Origin of the sequence: Hymenobacter jeollabukensis (genome assembly GCF_005771675.1) — a bacterium.
Taxonomy (GTDB): domain Bacteria; phylum Bacteroidota; class Bacteroidia; order Cytophagales; family Hymenobacteraceae; genus Solirubrum; species Solirubrum jeollabukense.
The window spans coordinates 80,417-100,928 of sequence record NZ_VAJM01000008.1 but is presented as its reverse complement, the minus strand read 5'-3'; the positions used below and the strand labels follow the sequence as shown (position 1 = coordinate 100,928).

17 protein-coding genes are annotated in these 20,512 nt (G+C 61.4%); 14 read left to right on the top strand and 3 right to left on the bottom strand.

Features of this window, described 5'->3' with window-relative positions; genetic code table 11:
* Positions 1 to 9: 9 nt before the first annotated feature.
* From FDY95_RS15780 to FDY95_RS15725, 14 genes are all read left to right on the top strand, one after another.
* Entirely contained in the window at positions 10 to 309 is a 300-nt protein-coding gene (locus FDY95_RS15780; RefSeq protein ID WP_138079181.1) for a hypothetical protein, read from the top strand.
* An 18-nt stretch (positions 310 to 327) separates the two neighbouring features.
* Positions 328 to 957: an OB-fold-containig protein gene (locus tag FDY95_RS15775; RefSeq protein ID WP_171025710.1), complete on the top strand. Its 630-nt coding sequence runs from the start codon at positions 328 to 330 to the stop codon at positions 955 to 957.
* 49 nt (positions 958 to 1,006) lie between these two features.
* Positions 1,007 to 1,153 carry a hypothetical protein gene (locus FDY95_RS26375; RefSeq protein WP_171025709.1) on the top strand — a complete coding sequence of 49 codons (147 nt, stop codon included), beginning with the start codon at positions 1,007 to 1,009 and terminating at the stop codon, positions 1,151 to 1,153.
* 28 nt (positions 1,154 to 1,181) lie between these two features.
* Entirely contained in the window at positions 1,182 to 1,337 is a 156-nt protein-coding gene (locus tag FDY95_RS26370; RefSeq protein ID WP_171025708.1) for a hypothetical protein, read from the top strand.
* 48 nt (positions 1,338 to 1,385) lie between these two features.
* Positions 1,386 to 3,548 (top strand): flotillin family protein, encoded by a 2,163-nt coding sequence (locus FDY95_RS15770; RefSeq protein ID WP_138079177.1) that lies wholly within the window; start codon positions 1,386 to 1,388, stop codon positions 3,546 to 3,548.
* 104 nt (positions 3,549 to 3,652) lie between these two features.
* Positions 3,653 to 4,018 carry a DUF3592 domain-containing protein gene (locus FDY95_RS15765; RefSeq protein ID WP_138079175.1) on the top strand — a complete coding sequence of 122 codons (366 nt, stop codon included), beginning with the start codon at positions 3,653 to 3,655 and terminating at the stop codon, positions 4,016 to 4,018.
* Between the two features lie 172 nt (positions 4,019 to 4,190).
* Entirely contained in the window at positions 4,191 to 9,221 is a 5,031-nt protein-coding gene (locus FDY95_RS15760) for a DNA repair ATPase (protein WP_138079173.1), read from the top strand.
* Between the two features lie 37 nt (positions 9,222 to 9,258).
* Positions 9,259 to 9,936 (top strand): hypothetical protein, encoded by a 678-nt coding sequence (locus FDY95_RS15755; RefSeq protein ID WP_138079171.1) that lies wholly within the window; start codon positions 9,259 to 9,261, stop codon positions 9,934 to 9,936.
* Positions 9,937 to 9,965: 29 nt separating this feature from the next.
* The gene (locus FDY95_RS15750; protein WP_138079169.1) at positions 9,966 to 10,331 is read left to right on the top strand and encodes a DUF3592 domain-containing protein; all 366 of its coding nucleotides are present in this window, start codon (positions 9,966 to 9,968) and stop codon (positions 10,329 to 10,331) included.
* A gap of 202 nt (positions 10,332 to 10,533) precedes the next feature.
* Positions 10,534 to 12,162 carry a T9SS type A sorting domain-containing protein gene (locus tag FDY95_RS15745; RefSeq protein WP_138079167.1) on the top strand — a complete coding sequence of 543 codons (1,629 nt, stop codon included), beginning with the start codon at positions 10,534 to 10,536 and terminating at the stop codon, positions 12,160 to 12,162.
* A gap of 166 nt (positions 12,163 to 12,328) precedes the next feature.
* Entirely contained in the window at positions 12,329 to 13,741 is a 1,413-nt protein-coding gene (locus tag FDY95_RS15740) for an MATE family efflux transporter (RefSeq protein ID WP_138079165.1), read from the top strand.
* Positions 13,742 to 14,006: 265 nt separating this feature from the next.
* On the top strand, positions 14,007 to 15,878 hold the full coding sequence (locus tag FDY95_RS15735) for a serine hydrolase domain-containing protein (protein ID WP_138079163.1): 1,872 nt from the start codon (positions 14,007 to 14,009) through the stop codon (positions 15,876 to 15,878).
* A 203-nt stretch (positions 15,879 to 16,081) separates the two neighbouring features.
* The gene (locus FDY95_RS15730) at positions 16,082 to 17,104 is read left to right on the top strand and encodes a nucleoid-associated protein (RefSeq protein ID WP_138079161.1); all 1,023 of its coding nucleotides are present in this window, start codon (positions 16,082 to 16,084) and stop codon (positions 17,102 to 17,104) included.
* Positions 17,105 to 17,139: 35 nt separating this feature from the next.
* Positions 17,140 to 18,357 (top strand): hypothetical protein, encoded by a 1,218-nt coding sequence (locus tag FDY95_RS15725; protein ID WP_138079159.1) that lies wholly within the window; start codon positions 17,140 to 17,142, stop codon positions 18,355 to 18,357.
* A gap of 69 nt (positions 18,358 to 18,426) precedes the next feature.
* On the opposite strand, the gene FDY95_RS15720 is transcribed toward FDY95_RS15725, so the two are convergent.
* From FDY95_RS15720 to FDY95_RS15710, 3 genes are all read right to left on the bottom strand, one after another.
* Positions 18,427 to 18,861, bottom strand: a complete 435-nt coding sequence (locus FDY95_RS15720; protein ID WP_138079157.1) for a DUF5615 family PIN-like protein — start codon at positions 18,859 to 18,861, stop codon at positions 18,427 to 18,429.
* A 6-nt stretch (positions 18,862 to 18,867) separates the two neighbouring features.
* On the bottom strand, positions 18,868 to 19,101 hold the full coding sequence (locus tag FDY95_RS15715; protein WP_246074053.1) for a DUF433 domain-containing protein: 234 nt from the start codon (positions 19,099 to 19,101) through the stop codon (positions 18,868 to 18,870).
* A 158-nt stretch (positions 19,102 to 19,259) separates the two neighbouring features.
* On the bottom strand, positions 19,260 to 20,201 hold the full coding sequence (locus tag FDY95_RS15710) for a hypothetical protein (protein ID WP_138079155.1): 942 nt from the start codon (positions 20,199 to 20,201) through the stop codon (positions 19,260 to 19,262).
* Positions 20,202 to 20,512: the final 311 nt, after the last annotated feature.

Genomic DNA, 20,512 nt, shown 5'->3' with positions numbered 1-20,512 from the left:
TCCGCTGCTATGAACCGCCACGAACGAACCCTGCTGTGCATCGGGCTGGTGCTGTTTGTCACCAGCCGGGGCTTTCACCGCTGGCTCTACATCGATATGGAACCGGCGCTGGTGCTGTTCGGCCTGACCTTCCTGATTGCGGCCGTCGCGCAGTACCGCAAGCGCACCAAGCTGGCCCAACAGCCTCCGCAAACGCCGCTTAGCCCGCCAAACGGCCCTGACATGCCGGTGCCGGGCATTTCAGCCGCCCGGCGCCTCCGCCCACCCGCTAACCGTGCGTGTCGGCCGTGGCGCTTTGCTTACCTTTAAGCTGCCCTTTTTATGCCTATGACCGAACTGTTACAAGCCGCGCTTTCGCGCCCGAATCTGCCGGCTACGGGCCTGCTGATTTTCGTGCTGCTGTACTGGCTGACGGTTATCGTGGGCCTGCTCGACTTCAAAACCCTGGACCTCGACCTGGACCATGATCTGGACACCGAGGCCCATCTGGGCGTGGCTTGGCTCAACCACGCGCTGGCCTTTTTCAACCTGGGCCGCATTCCGCTGATGGTGTTTCTGAGCTTTGTGGCCCTGCCCTTGTGGGTGGGCAGCATCCTCACCAACTACTACACTGGTAACCAATCGGGCCTGCTGGGCCTGGCTTTTCTGGGGCCGCTGTTCATTGGCAGCCTGCTGGTGGCCAAGGTACTGACCACGCCCTTCGTGCGGCTGTTTGCCTCGCTGGAAAAAGACCACGCCGACCACACCAACCCGGTGGGCAAAATCTGCACGGTGCTGCTGCCCACCACCCGGGAGCGGCTGGGCCAGGCCGCGGTGCGCACCGGCGAAGTAGCCCTGACGCTGAACGTACGCGCCGCTTCCGCCGCCACCGAGCTGCGCAAGGGCGACACCGCCCTGGTCATCGATTACGATGCGACCGGGCGCTGCTACCTCATCGAGCCCTACGAGGTGGCCTGATCTGCTGACGCTTATTTTCGCCCCACTACTTTCCAAACCCTGCTTTGCTATGATTACGCTGCTTCCCCTCCTGACGGCCTGGCTTAGCACCTCCGAAGCCGCTGCCCCCTTGCTGGTCTGGACGAACTCGGCCGCCGCCACTCTCGAAGCCGCCGGCCGGCTGGCTGGGGCCCTGCTGGATCTGGTGCTGGCCTGAAGGCCCGGACGCTACCCCTGCGCCCCCGATGCTCAACTGGCTTAAGTCCGCTGCCAAGTCTGTAGTCGGTCTTTTCACCGAAATAGTGGCCGGCGCTTTATTCGACGCGCTGCTGTCGGCGGCAGGCCAGGCATTTAGCTGGCTGCTGCATCTGCTGCTCGCGCTGCTTGAAGGACTACCCTAACTTTTCGCTTCCCTTCTCTCCTACTGCCTAAACTTCTACTCCTGCTGTATGCCTGCTCAACTTTCCCTGGCCGTGCTCGTCATTCTCGGCCTATTCTTCCTGGGCATCATTGCCATCATTGCCCGCATGTACCACAAGGCCGCGCAGGGCGAGGCCCTGGTGCGCACCGGCATGGGCGACACCAAGGTTTCGTTCTCGGGCATCTTCGTGGTGCCCATCCTGCACCGGCTCGAAACAATGGACATCAAGCTGAAAACCATCGTCATTGCCCGCGCCGGCAAGGAAGGCCTGGTGTGTAAGGACAACCTGCGGGCCGACGTGAAGGTGAACTTCTTCGTGCGCGTCAACAAAACCCACGAGGACGTGATGAACGTGGCCCAGAGCATCGGCGCCCACCGCGCCTCCGACCCGGCGGCGCTGGAAAATTTGTTCGACGCCAAGTTCTCGGAGGCGCTCAAGACCGTGGGTAAGCACTTCGACTTTATCGAGCTGTACAACTCCCGGGAGCAGTTCAAGCAGGAAATCGTGCGCATCATCGGCACCGACCTGAACGGCTACGTGCTCGACGACTGCGCCATCGACTACCTGGAGCAGACCCCGCTGAATGCCCTGAACCACGACAACATCCTGGACGCGGAGGGCATCAAGAAGATTATCGCGCTGACCTCTGAGCAGAAGATTCAGGCCAACGCCATCGAGCGGGAAACGCAGAAAACCATCAAGAAGCAGGACGTGGAGGCCCAGGAAACCATCCTGCAGCTGGAAAAGCAGCTGATGGAAAACCAGGAAAAGCAGAAGCGCGAAATTGCCAGCATCCGGGCCCGCGAAACCGCGGAAATTGCTAAGGTGCAGCAAGAAGAGCTGTTGAAATCGGAGCGCGCCCGCCTGGCGACGGAGGAAGAAGTGAAAGTGGCCGAGCAGAACCGCGACCGGCAGATCCTGGTGGCCGAGCGCAACAAGCAGCGCACCGACGCGGTGGAAACCGAGCGGGTAAGCCAGGCCAAAGCCCTGGAAATCAACGAGCGGGAGCGGATTGTGGCCCTGGCGCAGATTGAAAAGGACAAGGCCGTGGAGGAGGAGCGCAAAAACATCCAGGCCATCATCCGTGAGCGGATTTCGGTGGAAAAGGCCACGGTACAGGAGGAAGAGAAAATCAAGGATACCCGCGCCCAGGCCCAGGCCGAGCGGGAAAAGCTGGTCGCCATTACGGCCGCCAAGCAGGCCGCCGAAGCCGCCACGGTGAACCTGGTGGGCGAAGCCGACATGGCCAAGCAGGCCGCCGAGTTCCGCGCCAAGCAGTCGTTGATTGACGCCGAAGCCGAGAAGGCCACGGCCGAGTTCAAGGCCCAGGCCATACGTACCCTGGCCGAAGCCGAAGCCAGCAAAGCCACGGCCGTGGGCCTGGCCGAGGCGCAGGTGATGCAGGCGAAGGCCACCGCCCGCCAGAAAGAAGGCGAAACCCAGGCCACCGTGCTGCAGCTCACGGCTACGGCCGAAGCCTCGGCCATCCAGTCGAAAGCCGCCGCCCAGGCCGACGCCGACGAGAAAATCGGCCTCGTGGCCGCCAAGGTGAGCCGCGAGAAGTCGATGGTGGAAGTGGAAGTCATCGACGCCATGGCCGACGCCCAGCAGAAGAAAGGGCTGGCCGAGGTGCGGGTGAACGAGGAGCGGTTCGCGGTGGAAGCCAAAGGCATCGAAGCCAAGGCCGACGCCATGAAAAAGCTCGACGGCGTGGGCAAGGAGCACGAAGAGTTCAAGCTGCGCCTGGCGAAAGATCAGGCCGTGGAGCTGGCCGAAATCAACATCCAGAAGGACATTGCCGCCGCGCAGTCGGGCGTCATTGCCGAGGCCCTGAAAGCCGCCAAAATCGACATCGTGGGCGGCGAAACGATGTTCTTCGACCAGATTATCGGCTCGATTACCAAGGGCAAGAGCATCGACCGGGCCGTGGGCAACTCCCAGGTACTGACTTCGGTGAAAGACACCTTCTTCGCGGCCGACGGCGGCGGGGACTTCAAGCACAACATCACCCGCTTCATCAACCAGTTCGGGCTGAAGTCGGAGGACGTGCGCAACCTCACCATTTCGGCCCTGCTGCTGAAGCTGCTGAACAAGGCCGGCGACGACGCCACCCGCAACACCATCACCCAGCTGGCCAGCACGGCCCAGATGATGGGCCTCGGGGACACGAAAGTGAGTTCGTTGAACTAACGGCGCCTGAACCCGCTGGCCCCCTCCCCCGCAAGGCGAGGGGGCCAGCTTTTTTACCCACCTCAGCTTCGGGGTTATTATCAGCTGCCGAAGGCCGAAACCAGATGCCAACCACGCCTTCCTCCCTCACCACTATCAGCAGGAAACAAGTGCCGGGGCTGCTGCTCGGGTTGCTGCTGGGCCTTGCCGTTATAGGAGTCATCGTCTACCGGGCCCGGCAGGCCGCTGAGCAGAAGCGGGCATTCATCTTAAAGAATCCGGGCATTGCCACGGGCATTATCACCCGGCGGCGGCGCTTCAAGCGCAAACGGGTCACCGTTACCTACCGGGTTGGTGGGCGGGAGTATACGCTGCGGGCGCGCACTACCGGCGCGTTCCTCTCAAGCCACCAGCTAGGCGACACGACGGCCGTGGTGTACGCCAAAGCCGACCCCTCGCAGGCCCTGCTGAAAGTCATGCTGCGCGACTAGTAGGTCGATTCAGGCTGTTTATCGGGTTCGAAAATCGTGCAGTTGTTTCACGATAGTGGTACTACGACTTTGAGTCGTAGTACCACTTCGGCCACCCATCAGCTGAACCGATTCCACCTACTAGCTCCTAACTTATTCCCTCACGTCCGAACGTCAGGTTCTTGCCCTCCTTATGGAACAAACCGCCGCGCCCCAACTCGAAACCGGCACCTACGAAATCCTGCGCAACCGCCTCCAGAAGGGCGGCACCGAGCTGCGCCAGCGCCTGGAACGGCTCAATACCGAGCGCAAGAAAGTCTTCGGCGCCCTGGACTGGCAGCTGCTGGGCACCGGCCGCATCACCACCGAGCACAACTGCGTGCCGATGGACATGGTGGCCTTGGGCGACCAGTTTCTGTTCGGCTACAACGTGCTGCTAGGCCTCAAGACCGAGGTGGAGCTGAGCGACATTTTCGGGCTGTACAGCTACCGCCGGCCCGAGTTTCACCCGCTGGGCCTGGAACTGCTGCAGGACAAAACCTTCGTGGAGGAGCTGCGCAACCTGTACAAGTACTACAAGAAGACGCGCTTCGTCAAGTTTGCCCAGCGCGGGGAGCATCTGTTCATGGTGTTCCGGGTGGGCAAGACGCCCAACGACATCAAGACCTTCAAATGGCTGGTGCAGGGGCAGACCCTGACCTACCTCGACAACCGCTCCGACCACGAGTACACCTTTCCGCCCCAGCACGAGTTTCAGTGGAAGCGCGCCACGCGGGATATGCACCGGGCCGGCAAGCACCCGCACATCAGCATCGAGGACAAGGTGTTCGTGGAAACGGTGGGCGGCGACCTGACCATCAAAGTCGAGGACAACACCAAGACCGGGCAGGGCATCTACGCCGAGCCGGTGGAGAACAAGGACCAGACCCTGGACGACGCCGAAATCCACTACGCGGTGGTCGGCCAGCTAGTACTGCTCAAAATCCGGCCCTACCAGGAGCCGCAGTTCCGCTACTTCCTCTACAACACCAAGCTGCGCCAGGCCCAGCGCCTCGACGCGCTGGCCGATGCCTGCGTGCTGCTGCCCGACGGCCACGGCCTGATTTTCCCGCACGGCTATTACCTGCAGACCGGCGACGGAAAGCAGTTCGAGCAGGTGCCGCCGGAGCTGGTGTTTGAGCGGCGGGTGGCGGCGCCCAACGGCGAGGATTTTCTGTACGTGTTCTTCCAGAAGGACAACGGCCTGTACCTGCTCCTCTCCTACAACCTCATCAGCCAGCGGGTGGCGGCGCCCATCGTCTGCCACGGCTACGCCTTGTTCGAAAACGGGGAGCTGTGCTACTTCCGCGCCGACGAGGAGCCCAAGAAGCACCACGCCGTGCAGATCTGGCAGACGCCCTACACCGCCCCCGACTTCCAGCTGCCCGCCGCCCAGGACGGCTACCTGGGCAAGCTCGGCAACAAAGAAATCGTGCGGGCCATGGCCGAGGCGCAAGAGGTGCTGACGCTCATCGGCAAGGACGACTCCTACACCGGCCTCTACCTCGACCTGATCCGCCGCACCACTTCCCTCGCCGACACCTACCACTGGCTAACCGAGCCCGGCGCCGAGAAGCTGGCCGAGCCGTTGCAGGAAATCCGCCAGGCTGCCACCGCCGCCGTGGAGGAGTTCGACAAGGTACAGCGCATCCGCCGCAGCACCCAGGAGACGACCCAGCAGGTGCTCGGCCGCGCCGCCGAATTGCGCGACCTGATCAAGCGCACCGCCGACGCCACCGAGGTGCAGCAGTACGTGCAGCAGCTGGCCGACCTGCGCACCGTGCGCGGCGAAGTCATTTCGCTGAAGGAGCTGCGCTACGTGGAGCTGCCGGCCGTGGACAAAGCCGCCGGGGAGCTGCAGGCACTGTCGCAGGAAGTGGCCCAGCGCACGGTGGATTTCCTCTTGCGCGACGACGCCCTGGCGCCCTACGCGGCGCGGGTAACGGCTTTGGGCAGCGGCATCGACCAGCTACCGACTGTCACCGAAGCCAACAAGCTGGAACAGGAGCTGAACGGGGTGGCCGCCGAGCTGGAATTGCTGATCGAAGTGGTGGGCAACCTGCCCATTGCCGACCCGACGCAGACCACCCGCATCATCGACAACATTTCGGGCATTTACGCGGGCTTCAACCAGCTGCGGGCCGCCCTCAAGCGCCGCCGCCAGACCCTGGCCGGCACCGAGGCCCAGGCCGAGTTTTCGGCCCAGCTCAAGCTGCTCGAACAGGCCCTGGTGAACTACCTCGACCTCTCCGACACGCCCGCCAAGTGCGACGAGTACCTCTCGCGCCTGATGGTGCAGCTGGAAGAGCTGGAGGGCAAGTTTCCCGAATTCGACCAGTTCCTGAGCCAGTTGGCCTCCCGCCGCGAGGAAGCCTACGAAGCCTTCGAAGCCCGCAAGCAAAGCCTGGTGGCCGCCCGCAACCAGCGCGCCTCCGCCCTGCTCCAATCGGCCGAGCGGATGCTGAAGGCCGTGCACAACCGCGTGACGAAGCTTACCAGCATTGCCGATATCAACGGCTACTTCGCCGCCGACGTGATGGTGGAGAAAGTGCGCCGCACCGTCGACGAGCTGCTGGCCTTGGGCGACGCGGTGAAGGCCGACGACCTGCAGTCCCGCCTGAAAACCCTGCGCGAGGACGCCGTGCGCCAGCTCAAGGACCGCGCCGACCTGTTCGTGGACGGCGGCCAGGCCGTGCGCTTCGGCCCGCATACGTTCACCGTGAACACCCAGCCGCTGGAGCTGACCCTGGTGCTGCGCGACGGGACGCTGCACTACCACCTCACCGGCACCAACTTCTTCCGCCCCGTGGAGAGTGAAGCCGTGCAGCAGGCCCGCCCCGTCTGGGAGCAGACGCTGCCCTCCGAAAACCAGGACGTGTACCGCGCCGAGTTCCTGGCCGATTACCTGCTGCGCGCCGCCCAGCACCCCCGCCCCGCCCAGGACGGCGCCCCCGCCGTGCTGACGGTGCCCGAGCTGGAACGCCTCGGCCCCGCTGAGCTGCTGGCCTACGTGCAGCAGCACATGGCCCCGCGCTACGCCGAGGGCTACCTGAAAGGCGTCCACGACCACGACGCGGCCCAAATCCTGGCTGCCCTGGTCCGCCTCACCCGCACCGCCGGCCTGCTGCGCTACCCCGCCGACACCCGCGCCGCCGCCGGCCTCTACTGGCACCGCTTCGCCCCCGCCGAGCAAAAAGCCCACTGGCAGCGCCAGATTCAGGGCCTCGCGCTGCTGCTGCAGGTCTTCCCCGACGCCCAGGAAACCAGCCAGCTCACCGCTGAGCTGCAAGCCGCCATCGAAGCCTTTGCCGCCAAAACCGGCCTGTTTGCCCCAGCGGAAGTGGCCGAAGCCGGCGAATACCTGCTGCAGGAGCTGATTCAGCAGAGCAGCGCGCCTTCCCTCGCCGTACCCCAACCGACCTCCGGCGCTGGCCCGAATGGCCTGGTAGAAGGCCGGGGCAGCCTCCCCGTGGAGCAGCTTCAGACGCCGGCCTCACCCTTTACCACCTCCGCCGAAGCCGCCGACCTCTACGACGCCTTCCAGAAGCAGCTCAAGGAGCGCCGCGCCAGTGAAACCTTTGGGTCGTCCGTTGCGGCCCTGAGCGGGCAGCCCACCGCCCAGTTCCAGCTAATCCGGCAGTGGCTGCAGGCGTTCCAGCAGCAAGCCTCAACCGCCGCCACCGAGTACCGCGACGAGGCCGCCGTCCTGCTGGCCACCGGCGGCTACGCCCCGGAAAAAGTAGTCCGCACGCCCCTGACCGAGGTGCTGCCCGACATGCGCGGCAACCACCCGCGCATCGTCACCAGCAACGAACAACAAACAACGAAAAACGAATATCACCTCGACTTCCCCGCCTTCCGCCGTCGGCTGCACCATTACCGCACCCACACGCTGCCGCAGTTCGAGGCCTACCAGGCGCTGAAAAAGGAGCTGCTGGCCCAGGCCGCCGCGGACATGCGCCTGGAAGACTTCCGCCCCCGCGTGCTGACTTCCTTCGTGCGCAACCAGCTTATCGATCAGGTGTATTTGCCGCTGATCGGCGCCAACCTTGCCAAGCAGATCGGTACCGCCGGTGAAGGGAAGCGCACCGATTTGATGGGCCTGCTACTACTGATTTCGCCGCCCGGCTACGGCAAGACCACCCTGCTCGAGTACGTGGCCAACCGCCTGGGGCTGATTTTCATGAAAATCAACGGGCCGGCCATCGGGCACGCGGTAACCAGCGTCGACCCCGCGCAGGCGCCCAACGCCGGGGCGCGGCAGGAGCTGGAGAAGCTCAACCTGGCCTTCGAGATGGGCGACAACGTGATGATTTACGTGGACGACATCCAGCACTGCCACCCGGAGTTCCTGCAGAAGTTCATCTCGCTCTGCGACGCCCAGCGCAAAATCGAGGGCGTGTACCAGGGCCGCAGCCGCACCTACGACTTCCGCGGCCGCAAGGTGTGCGTGGTCATGGCCGGCAACCCCTACACCGAAAGTGGGGAGGTGTTCCGCATCCCCGACATGCTGGCCAACCGCGCCGACATCTACAACCTGGGCGACATCCTCACCGCCGGCTCCGAGCAGGCGTTCCGTCTCTCCTACCTCGAAAACGCCCTCACCAGCCACCCCACCCTGGCCCGCCTGGCCGCCCAGGCCCCCCAGGACGTGCCCACCCTGCTGCGCCTGGCCGAAACCGGCCAGGCCGACGGCCTCACGTTCGAAGGCAACCACTCGCCCGAGGAGCTCAGCGAGTACGTGTCCGTGCTGCGCCAGCTGCTGCGCCTGCGCGACGTGGTGGCCCGCGTCAACGCCGCCTACATCAGCTCGGCCGCCCAGGCCGACGCCTACCGCACCGAGCCGCCGTTCAAGCTCCAGGGCTCCTACCGCAACATGAACAAGCTGGCCGAGAAAGTGCGCCCGGTGATGAACGACCAGGAAATCGAGCAGTTGCTGGCCGCCCACTACGAAAGCGAGGCCCAGACCCTGACCAGCGCCACCGAAGCCAACCTGCTCAAGCTGCGCGAATTGCTCGGTTGGCTCACGCCCGAGCAGGAGCAGCGCTGGCAGCAGATCAAGCAGACCTACCTGGAAAACCTGCGCAACTCCGGCGCCGGCCAGCTCCTGCAGATGCTCGACAAGCTGGAAAGCATTGCCGGCGGGCTCAGCGGCATCCGGGAAGTGCTGAAAGGAGCGGATTAATATAGAACGTCATGTCGAGCTTGTCGAGACATCTCGCGTGCTGACTTCCAAGAGTAATCCAATGCGCTTTCACGAACGACTGTACCAGCTTCACATTATCCTGGGCCACCCGGCTGCGCAGCCTTTGTGGCAACCCGCCGGCTGGCATTCCATCCTGCCGGCCTTACTTGCAGCTACCAAAGCAGCCCGCGGCCCTGCTTCCCTGAACCTCTTGCAATACGAGCCCAATGGACAATATTTCAAGGATGTAAAATTCGGCCGCCTAGGCTTATCGGCTTCATCAGAAGCCCGTTGGCTGCACGATTATGCGGCGCATCCCGAGCGGCAGAACTGGCAGTTTCATTTGCTGGGACTTTGGGCGCCTGGTCGCACCACCTGCGGCAATCAGAGCCTGGCGCCTGACTTATACCTTGGCATCAGGAACGAGGCGTACTACAAGCAGCCCGCCCATTTGGTCTTTAATCCGTACGTCGTCGTGGCAGGGGCGCTTGATAAGGGACCCAGCTTTCGGGCTGATGTTGACCACTTAGCTGCCGTCATTGCGCGGCAGACCCAGGCGGTATTCAGGCATGCCAAAACTATATCCTGGGGCAAACCCTCAGGTTCTGGTTTCACGAATGCCATCGGCGACTTGTTAGCCGCCTCGGTTTTCAAACCGGGGCCGCAGCATACTGCTACGCCTTCGATGGATAATCTTGCTGAGTATTGGCAGTGACTATCGATTCGAAAAAAAAACACCCTCGCATGACCGCCCATCCTCTCACGGGCCCTTACGCCCTCATCTTCGCCCTCGGCCTGGGCCTGGTGCTGGCCGGCGCCCACCTGCTGCTGCACAGCAGCCAGCTGCGCCGCCGGGGCCGGCACGTCTGGGGCCGGGTAACCGGGATCGAAACCAGCCCGGCCCGTACCCTGGTTAGCTTCCACACCCTGGAGGGCCAGGCGGTAACCGTCTCGTCGCGCTACCGCCTGCCCCCGGGCGCCGCTGTGCCGCTCTACTACGATCCGGCCCAGCCCGCGCACGTTGCCATCGACAGCCTGCTGTACCGCCGCTGGCCTTACCTGTTGATTGGCCTCGGCTTGGTAATCATCCCACTGGCGTGGCTACTGTAGCCTGAATTATCCGGTGCCACTCCGGCACCAGCCAGCTGCTGCCGTTGCTCGATACGCTGGCAAGCACTGCCACCGGCTCAATGGTATTTGGGAGCGTTAAAGGACCTTCATTCAACTACAGCCAACGCTCCAATGCTGCCGGGTATCTCGTCCGGCATCCAGTACCTTTATCCATTCGTTTTCTTCCCCAGCCTATTGACCCATGTTTACCACTGCTTGCCGCTGCCTCGGTTTAGGACTCGCCACCTTCCTCTCGCTCACCCCCTTCCTTGCCGATGCGCAGGCGCCCACCAAGCTCTGGGACCGGGTTATTGGCGGGGTCGGCGAAGAAGTAGCCCAAGTCATCCGCCCCACGCCCGATGGCGGGTACGTAGTGGGCGGGCTTTCCGGCTCCCCGGTTTCGGGGGATAAAACGCAGGGCAACCGCGGCTTCAAAGATTACTGGATCGTCAAATGCGACGCCAATGGCACCAAGCAGTGGGACCGGACTTTTGGGGGCGACCGGGAAGACGGCCTCGTCGACCTGAAGCCGACGGCCGATGGGGGCTACATCCTGGCCGGCTCGTCGTTTTCCGACGCCACCGGCGACAAGACGCAGAACAGCAAGAGCTTTTACGATTACTGGGTTATCAAGCTCGATGCCCAGGGCAACAAGATGTGGGACCGGGACTTCGGCGGCGACGGGCAGGACCTGCTGGCCAGCGTGCACCAGACCACCGACGGGGGTTACATCCTCAGCGGCACTTCCACCTCCAACGTTTCCGTCGACAAAAGCCAGCCTTCCCCGTTTGGCGCCGCCTACTGGGTGGTGAAGCTTGACGCGCAGGGCACCAAGCTCTGGGACCGGACCTACGGCAGCGACCGGGAGTGCGAGCTGGGCCGCCTCATTCCCACCGCCGACGGCGGCTACCTGCTCGGCGGCAGCACCGTGGGGGGCGTGAGCGGCGACAAAACCCAACCGACCAAGGGAGGGCACGATTACTGGCTCATTAAACTCGACGCGCAGGGCAACAAAGTATGGGACCGGGACCTCGGCGGCAGCGACTCGGAGCGCCTGGCCGACCTGGTGCAGACCGCCGACGGCGGCTACCTCATCGGCGGCTCGTCCGGCTCGCCCGTGTCGGGCGACAAAACCTTGCCCAACCGCGGCATCCGCAGCTTCCAGGATTACTGGGTTATCCGGCTCGACGCGCAAGGCACCAAGCTCTGGGACCAGGTGGTGGGCGGCAGCGAAAACGACGAGCTGAGCACGCTACTGCTCACGGCCGACGGGGGCTGCGTGCTCGGCGGACTGAGCCTGTCGGGCGTGTCGGGGGAGAAAACCCAGGCGTCCCAGGGCGACTACGATGCCTGGGTTGTCAAGCTCAGTGCCACCGGCCAGAAGCAGTGGGATGCCGGCTTTGGGGGCACGCGCCTGGAAATGCTCCGCAGCCTCACCCAGGCTCCCGACGGCACCCTGCTGCTGGCGGCCACCTCCGGTTCGCCCGTGTCGGGCGACAAAACGCAGCCCAGCCGGGGCATGGAGGATTATTGGGTGCTGAAGCTGAGTGCCCTGCCCACCGCCGCCGCCACGGCGCGGCGGGCCGCCTTGGGCCTCTACCCCAACCCCGCCCGCCGCGCCGTGCATTTCACCGTGCCCGCCGATGCGCCCCGCCACGGCCTGCAACTGCGCCTGCTCGATGCCACCGGCCGGGTGGTGCAGCAGCAGGCCCTGACGGCCGCCGGTGGCCAGGACCTCGCGCTAGCTGCTGGCCTGGTGCCCGGCCTCTACCTGCTGCGCCTGGACGGCCCTGGCAGCTACAGCACCACCCAGCGGCTGCAGGTGTGGTAATTAGCCAGTCGGGCCAGCCGGGGAGTTTTACGCCCCGCTCCTTCTTGCTCCCCGTAATCGTCAGGTTGCCTTTCCGAAGAGCACGCCGCACTTGAAGCGCCCCGAGCTGCCCACGCGGCGGTTCGCTCCCAACCACCCCGGGGGCCTGCCCGTTAGCCGGCTGACCATGCCCGCTTCCTCCTCCACCACCGCCCCGCTCACCGAAGGCCCCATCCTGCGTGCCCTGCTCCGCCTGGCCGTGCCCATCGTGCTGGCCAACCTGCTCCAGACCGGCTACCAGCTCGTCGATGCCTACTGGGTGGGCCGCCTGGGCGCCGCCGCGGTAGCCGCCGTGGCCGTGAGCTTCCCCGTCAACTTCCTGCTCGTGGCTCTGGGCTCGGGTTTTTCGGTGGCCGGCTCGGTGCTGGTAGCCCGCAACTTCGGCGCCGGCAACCTGCCCCTGGTCAACCACGTGGCCGCCCAGTCCCTGGTGCTCACCCTGTCCCTCTCGCTGCTGCTGGCCGTGGGGGCCTACTTCGCCTCGCCCCTGCTGCTGCGCCTCATCGGCGTCGGGCCCGACATCTTTCCGCTGGCCAACCGCTTTCAGCAGGTGCTCTTCCTGGGCCTGCCCCTGAACTTCGGCTTCCTCATGTTTCAGGCCCTGATGCGCGGGGTGGGCCAGGTGCGCCTGCCGCTCTACATCAACCTGCTGGCCCTGGCCCTCAACTTCCTGCTCGACCCGCTCTTCATCTACGGCTACGGTCCCATCCCCGGCCTCGGCGTGGCCGGCGCGGCCCTGGCCACCGTCGGCACCCAGGCCCTGTCCTTCGTGCTGGGCTTGGTGGTGATGCTGCGCGGCACGGCCGGGCTGAAGCTCAGCTTCCGCGGCTTCCGCCCCGATACCGCCCTGATGCTGCGCGCCTTCCGCCTCGGCGCGCCCTCCTCCGTCGACCTCTCGGCCCGGGCCCTGGGCTTTTCCATGATGACCATCCTGGCCACCGGCTTCGGCACCACCGTGCTGGCCGCCTACGGCATCGGCTCCCGCCTGCTGGCCCTGGGCATCATTCCGGCCCTGGGTATCTCGCTGGCCTGCTCCACCCTGGTGGCCCAGAACCTCGGCGCCCGGCGCCCCGACCGGGCCCGCCAGACCGCCCGCTACGCCATAGCCACCAGCTTCCTGGGACTGCTGCTGGTGGGCGCGGCCATCTTCGCCGCCGCCCAGCCGCTGGTGCGCTTCTTTCTCGCCGGCGACGAAACCGTGGCCGCCGAGGCGGTGCAGTTCGTGCGCATTGCCGCCGCCAGCCTCTGCTTTACCGGCGTGCAGCAGTCGGTATCCGGCTCCCTGCGCGGGGCCGGCAATACCCTGGGCGCCATGCTGCTCACCCTCATCAGCACCTGGGTGCTGCAGTTTCCCATTGCCTGGTACCTCAGCAGCCACACCGCGCTGGGTTTCCGCGGCCTCTGGTGGAGCTTCGTGGCCAGCAACGCCCTGGCCGCTACCCTGGCCCTGCTCTGGTTTCTGCGCGGCAGCTGGCAGCAAGCCGACGTGCTCCAGCCCCAGGTGGATGCGCTGACGGGAACAGCGGAGGAAGCCGGATGAGCCGCCTGACGTGCGCCTCCCCCCCCGGCTCCCCCTCTCCTTTTCGGAGAGGGGGAGCCGGACGAGACATGCTGTGCAGGGACAGTAAACAGCTGCAATTAGGTGCCGTTCCAGCCGGGAGGTGCCAAATCAGGCGTAGAGATGCTGCCAAAATCGTCTAGCTCCCCCTCTCCTTTTCGGAGAGGGGGCCGGGGGGTGAGGCGCCCATCAGGCGGCGACTAAAAACTACTCCTATCTTCCCCCCAAATCCCCGTCCCTCTATAGCGTGAAAAAACTATTCCTATTCCTGCTGCTGGCCGGCTTCACCCTGCCCGCCGCCCGCGCCCAGCGCCGGCTCATCAGCACCATCCCCCAGCTTACCGACTCCCTGCAGCGCATCATGCAGAAGGAGCACATGCCCGGCCTGCTGCTCACCATCGTCGCCCACGATTCCGTGCTCTTCGAGGGCGGCCTGGGCCTGGCCGACGTGGCCCACAAGAAGCCCGTCACCGCCCACACGCTGTTTCGCATGGGCTCCATCACCAAGACCTTCGTGGCCGTGGGCCTGCTCCAGCTGGTGCAGCAGGGTAAGCTGAGCCTCAACGACGAGGTGCGCAAGCTGGCCCCCGAAGTGCCCATCGACAACCCCTGGGAAGCCACCGACCCGGTGCGCGTCGTGCATCTACTGGAGCACACCGCCGGCTTCGACGACATGCACCTCAACCATGTCTACAACCCCACCGCCACCGACCCGCGCGGCGCGGCCGGCGTGCAGCTGTTTCGGCCGGAGCTGCGCTGCCGCTGGCGCCCCGGCGAGCGGATGAGCTATTCCAACCCCGGCTACCTGCTGGCCGGCTACCTGCTCGAAAAAAGCGGCGGCCAGCCCTACGAAACCTACCTCGCCCAGTACCTGCTCCGCCCCCTGGGCATGGCCGACGCCACCTTCGCCCTGCGCCCCGCCGCCCTGCCCCAGCTGGCCCGGGGCTACCGCTTCGCCGACGGCCGCTACCAGCCCATTGCCCCGCTGCCCATCTACTCCGGCCCCGCCGGTTCGCTCAGCGCCTCCGCCGCCGACATGACGCGTTGGGTGCAATTCTTCCTCCACGACCTGCGCCCCAGCCCCACCGGCCCCGCCCTGCTCGCGCCCGGCACCCTCACCACCATCGAAACCACCCACAGCACCCTGGCCGCCCGCGCCGGCCTGCCCGCCCAGTACGGCCTGGCCAACCAGGTGATGAACTGGAAAGGCCCCGCCTCCTTCCGCGGCCACGGCGGCGGCATCGACGGCTTCCTCTCCACCTTCGCCTACCAGCGCGAGCTGGGCGTGGGCTACGCCCTCTCCAACAACGGCGGCCAGCCCACCAAAAGCCTCGACAAGCTGATCCGCGACTTCCTGCTGCGCCGCGTGCCCGCCCCCCCCGCCCCGGCCGCCCTCCCCCTCGATTCCGTCGCCCTCGCCCCCTTCCTCGGCCACTACAGCCCCGCCGCGCCCCGGCAGCACATGGCCGGCCTCAACGACTACCTGCTCGGCGACCGGCAGCTCGTGCGCCGCGGCCCGCTGCTGCTGTTCCAGCCCCTCTTCGGCGACGCCGATACCCTGCTGCCCACCGGCCCCCCGCTCACCTTCCGCCGCCCCGGTCAGCAGCAGGCCTCCCTGGCCCTCACCTACGACCGCGACGGCCGCCGCGCCCTCGTCGGCAACGGCACCTACGCCCTCGAAGCCAGCAACGCCTGGTGGTGGCTGCGCCCCGCCCTGCTCGGCCTCACCGTGCTGCTCATGCTCAGCAGCAGCCTCGCCGGCCTGGTCTGGCTGATCCTGGCCCTGCGCCGCCAGGTGCCCCGCGGCCAGGTGCTGCCCCGCCTGCTGCCCCTGCTGGCCAGCCTCACCCTCGTCGGCACCCTTATCGGCTTCCTCGGCCTCGTCGACCACCTCACCCAGACCGGCACCCGGCAGCCCCTCCCCGTCCTGGTCAGCCTCGGCCCCCTGCTGTTCGCCGCCCTTATCCTGGCCGGCCTGCTGCTCACGCTGCGCCGCTTCCGCCAGTTCCGCAGCCGCACCGTGGCCTGGTACCTGCTGCTCACCTATGGCGCCCTGGGCTGGCTCGCCTTTGCGCTGGCGTCCTACGGCTGGCTCAGCTTAAGGCTTTGGGGGGTGTAGCCCCCGGGCAGCCGGCCCAAAGCCGGCCGCCTGGTCGCCGCCAGCACAAATCTAACATCCGCCTCAAAGCCAAACACCCCAGTTCCTCTAATTCGTCAGCCGTACCGGGGCGCTTTGGTCAGTAGTGGTTTGTTAGCATAGCGCATTGAAAACCTTCTTAGATTGCGGGTACATTCATCCTTTCCTCAAAAAACCATTCTGACATGCTCACCATTAAACACATTATCGTTCATCATTTGCACAAAGAACAACACAAAAGCAACACACAACTTGACCTATCAAATTCCTTATTAACCATTGACGAATCATCACAGCGACTAGTAGAGGAATTAAACAATAGATATGGCACACACAACAATTCAAAAGTTACTTACGCCAAATTCGGAACAGGAACAGTTTTTCCAAGTGCATATCATGAATTTCATGCAAATCAAAACGCAGAAGCTTTTATTAAATTTACAAAAGAAACAATTGTCGATTTAGAAAAAACAATATCAGGAGTAAGACTTGCAAAAGGCGGATATGTTGTATTTACTCAATTTGAAAATAATCAAGATTTTACAGGAATATATATAATTAGAGAAAAAAAAGGTGTTTTATTTAAAAAAGATAAAGATGGATCTTTTAAAATAAATGACACTTTCCATATAGATTTCGAAAAAATAGCAATGGGATGCCGTATAAATAACAGCGTTTATAATAATAGCAGCAATAGATACCTTAGCTTTATTGATAGTAGAAAAGATGAAGTATCAAAGTTTTTTAACGATTGGATTTCCACTGACAACAACACGGATAATGTAACAGACACAAAGGCATTACACCGGGTATTAAATAAAATCGATCTGCCTTTAGATGAGCATGGCAATATTGCTATTAGTAGAGAAGATTTGTTAAATAAAGCATTTCATATTATCAAAGATCAATCACGAACTGTTGACATTGCTCAACTCAGCCATGTTCTTTACAATGACCCAGATCATATTGCGCGATATGTTATTGATAATAACATAGAAATGAGTGGCATGTTTAAAGCTGATAGTGCAACGCTACGAAAATTCTCAACTATTAAAGTCGCTGCTGATAATATCATGTTGTCTTTTCCACTTAAGGCTCTTAACGAGTTGGTCACCATTAGTGAAGCACATCCCGATATGATAACAATTCGCTCGGAAGCTCTTGCTAACAAGATTCGCAACGAAAGCTTATCTTCCCAACAAAGTTAGGAAACTTCTTTCCTTCTCCTGTTGTCATCTTAGGTATGGAAACGAAGCTACAAGTACTGTCAGGCCTCAAAAAATTCTCTCCCACATTCAAAGGGAGTTCTTTTGTAGTCGAGTTTGTCTCTGAGCAGGTCTTCAGAGAACACACTAACCTACTTAGCAAAACAGGTATATTGTATGATAGCAATACAACGACTCAGATTGAAGTTGACCTCGATGAGCTTGAACTTGCCAGCCCTGTCTATTATGACGCAACTCATTTTCTAAAAAACCTAGGGGATGGAAGTATTTTATCCAAGGCCTTTAATATTATATTTTTCAAAGATTCATATCTTATTTATAAAGGCGACATCAACGACGCCAACTCTACTACATCTTTAAATTTCATCATTAATACATCAGCTATTTTTGAGTTTAAAAAAGAATTGATAAATATATGTGATTACAATAACGACATCGTACACGAAATGGTATTTCATACTTCAACAAAAGGTGTTTTCAAACTCCCTTACCCCGTAATCTTACCTTTTATCGACGACAACATCGACCATTCTATTATCATCAAATCAGTAATAAGCAAATTGAGAGATAAGAATTTTCAACTATTCTTTAAAAATCAATTATCAGATTTTATTCAAAAAACACATGAAAAACATTTTCACAATTTAATTATAGGATTAAATATAATTGAAAAAGATTCAGATAAAGAATTTGAACTATATATAAAGAACTTTTCCTGGGAGACATTTAGATCTAAACTTTATTCTGAAAAAGATAAATATTTTGCATCAATAAGAGAAATTTTAGGCAAAATAACAACACAACTTGTTGCCGTTCCAATATCAATTTCAGCAACAGTATTTGCAACTTACAAAATAAAAGATTCTTATATAATTTTATTAATAGGAATTGCTTTTACTATATATGCAATGTTTGCAATTCATATTCAAACAATATATTATAGAGATATAAAAGAAATAAAACATGATTTTGAAAGAGATTTTAAAAATATTGCCGATAAATCTGGACTTGATCTATCTATAATTAATAATGAAAGAGATAAAATAAGTCGTCGCATCAATAACACTATAACATTAATCTATCTGTTTACTGGCACAATTACATTATTAGGATGTTTATTTAATTTCTTTCTTGCACAACAGTATTTCACATCAACTACCACAAAGGTTCTCATCTCTCTTCTAGTGCTTGCGTATGCAGCAGCAAGAGTCTATTATAGTTGGCAAGGGCAGTAGACTATCATGCATTAGTACCAGAGAAACAAACCCAGCCCCGGCCACCACCGGGGCTTTTTGTTTCCCCCGCTACTTTCGCCCTACCACCCCAGCACCGCGCTCATCCCCCAAATCGAGCAAACCCTCCTCCGCTCCCTCCAACGCATCCACTACTGGGCCGACTACGCCGGCAGCATCCCCAGCCCCGAGGACTCCCTGCTCCGCTGCCAGAAATTCCTGTAGCTGCGGCAGCCGTGCCAACGGGTACTCGGCCAGTTTCGCCACGGGCACCTGCGCGTTTTGCACGGCCACCACGCGGGGCGGAAAGCCCTCTGCCACTACCAGGCGCAAAAAATCTTCGTCCTTGGTCAGCACGTCGTAGCCGTGCTGCTTGGCGTAGCGCCAGATACTAGTATCGGGGCTGTTAGCCAGACCCAGGTCACGCACGTGTACCACTGCCGCGCAGTGTGGGCGCAGATAGCCGGCCAGCCGCCACGATATGTTTTCATCCAGCAACAGGCGCATGGCAGTTTACGCAACGGACAGCAATACCACGCTTTCCTTATAAGCCGCATACAGCAGGCAAGCCCGCACCTGCTCCGCGCCGATGGCCGGAAAATCTTCCGCAATATCGGCCGCGCTCATGCCGTTGGCCAGCATTTCCAGCACCTCCGCCACCGTCGTGCGCGTGCCCTTCACCACCGGCTTGCCAAAGCGCACCTGCGGGTTCAGTTCGATGTAATTGGTAATAGCCGCGTTGTCCATCACAGTCCGAAAAAGTAGATTCCAAAGTACGTAGATCAGCCACAAAAAAACGCCCCGGCCAAAACCGGGGCGTTTCCATTTCAAACCGTAGGCGTCAGGCTCCCCCTCTCCCCCATGTCGCGCATCAAGCGAGGTAGGGGGCCGGGGGGTGAGGCGCCCTACCGCACCACCCACCGCCCCTCCCCGTCCACCTGCTCCAGCACCACCAGCAGGTACGGCGCCTCCGCCGCCCCCAGCCCGCTATAATCCGCCAGCTGCTGATCCGTCTTGTGCTTCACCACCACGCCCTGCCCCGGCGCGGGCGCGGCCGTGCTGGTCATAGCCGTGTAGTAGCGCAGCGTGAGGCCCTTGCCGCTGCGGTTGCCCAGCGTCGGCTGGGGCACGCCGGCCTCGCGCCGGTCGTACACCAGCACCGGCTTGCCGTAGCGGGCCACCCCGCGGTACTCGGCCTTGCGCCGGGCCGCCGTCTTCACAATGCGCCGCGCGGCCTCGTACTGCGTCACCAGCTCCGGGTGCTTCAGCTGCTGGGCCGTCACCAGCGGGTCCAGCTGCTCGTCCAGCACCCGCGTGGCCTCGTCAATCAGCGCCTCCAGCGTCCCCGTGGCCGTACTGGTGCCGGTTTCCACCTGCCGGGCCGCCCCCTGCGTATCGGTCAGCGCCTGGATGTCGGCCCGCAGGTCCGTGCGTACCTGCTCCTCGTAGCCCGCCTCGGCCAGGTCGGCGGGCTTGAGTGTGCCCACCGCCCCGTCGATTTTGCGCAGGTAGGCCAGCAGCTCTACGTCCTTGCCCAGCTGCTTTTTGCTCAGCGGCAGCTTCAGCTCCCCGCGCAAACCAGCGTCATCGGTGAGAGCCAGCACCAGCAGCCGCAACACCTCCGCCCGCTGCCCGGCGCGTGCTTTCAGCGCCTTGCGGTCCAGCGTCAGCCCCGTCGTGCTGTGGTCTTGCGCCGCAGCGGCGGCTTCAAGCCGGGCCATCACCCCGGCCAGGCTGGCCCGCCCCGCCTCGATGCGTTTAACGGTTAGCAGCGGCCCTCCCGCCTGCTCGAAGAACCCCAGCACCGTCCGGAACATGGCTAATCGGTTCTGTTGATAAGTTGTCATGGTAAAAGGTAATTGGTTGTGGTATTTACTTTTCCAACCGAAAAAGCCTAACAATATATCAACAATGCAATCCTTCTGCCACCACCAGAATTAAAATTATTCAGCCCCTATCCATTACCACTTCCGAGCCCGTAGCTACTACTTCCTAGACACCCACTACCGCTTTGCAGAAAGCAACTACCACCCCAGAGTCATCGACTACCGCCCCCGAGCTATCAACTACCACCGTAGAGCCATCAACTACCACCGCAGAGCTACCAACTACCGCCTTGCAGACAGCAACTACCACCTCGTAGCTCGCAACTACCGTC

What these genes read in the sequence shown, in the direction of transcription:
- FDY95_RS15740 (WP_138079165.1), top strand. Translation starts at nt 12,329, where the DNA reads ATGCCCGCTTCCTCCTCCACCACCGCCCCGCTCACCGAAGGCCCCATC.
- FDY95_RS15720 (WP_138079157.1), bottom strand. Translation starts at nt 18,861, where the DNA reads ATGCGCCTGTTGCTGGATGAAAACATATCGTGGCGGCTGGCCGGCTAT.
- FDY95_RS26370 (WP_171025708.1), top strand. Translation starts at nt 1,182, where the DNA reads ATGCTCAACTGGCTTAAGTCCGCTGCCAAGTCTGTAGTCGGTCTTTTC.
- FDY95_RS15760 (WP_138079173.1), top strand. Translation starts at nt 4,191, where the DNA reads ATGGAACAAACCGCCGCGCCCCAACTCGAAACCGGCACCTACGAAATC.
- FDY95_RS15725 (WP_138079159.1), top strand. Translation starts at nt 17,140, where the DNA reads ATGGAAACGAAGCTACAAGTACTGTCAGGCCTCAAAAAATTCTCTCCC.
- FDY95_RS26375 (WP_171025709.1), top strand. Translation starts at nt 1,007, where the DNA reads ATGATTACGCTGCTTCCCCTCCTGACGGCCTGGCTTAGCACCTCCGAA.
- FDY95_RS15745 (WP_138079167.1), top strand. Translation starts at nt 10,534, where the DNA reads ATGTTTACCACTGCTTGCCGCTGCCTCGGTTTAGGACTCGCCACCTTC.
- FDY95_RS15730 (WP_138079161.1), top strand. Translation starts at nt 16,082, where the DNA reads ATGCTCACCATTAAACACATTATCGTTCATCATTTGCACAAAGAACAA.
- FDY95_RS15710 (WP_138079155.1), bottom strand. Translation starts at nt 20,201, where the DNA reads ATGACAACTTATCAACAGAACCGATTAGCCATGTTCCGGACGGTGCTG.
- FDY95_RS15780 (WP_138079181.1), top strand. Translation starts at nt 10, where the DNA reads ATGAACCGCCACGAACGAACCCTGCTGTGCATCGGGCTGGTGCTGTTT.
- FDY95_RS15715 (WP_246074053.1), bottom strand. Translation starts at nt 19,101, where the DNA reads ATGGACAACGCGGCTATTACCAATTACATCGAACTGAACCCGCAGGTG.
- FDY95_RS15750 (WP_138079169.1), top strand. Translation starts at nt 9,966, where the DNA reads ATGACCGCCCATCCTCTCACGGGCCCTTACGCCCTCATCTTCGCCCTC.
- FDY95_RS15765 (WP_138079175.1), top strand. Translation starts at nt 3,653, where the DNA reads ATGCCAACCACGCCTTCCTCCCTCACCACTATCAGCAGGAAACAAGTG.
- FDY95_RS15770 (WP_138079177.1), top strand. Translation starts at nt 1,386, where the DNA reads ATGCCTGCTCAACTTTCCCTGGCCGTGCTCGTCATTCTCGGCCTATTC.
- FDY95_RS15775 (WP_171025710.1), top strand. Translation starts at nt 328, where the DNA reads ATGACCGAACTGTTACAAGCCGCGCTTTCGCGCCCGAATCTGCCGGCT.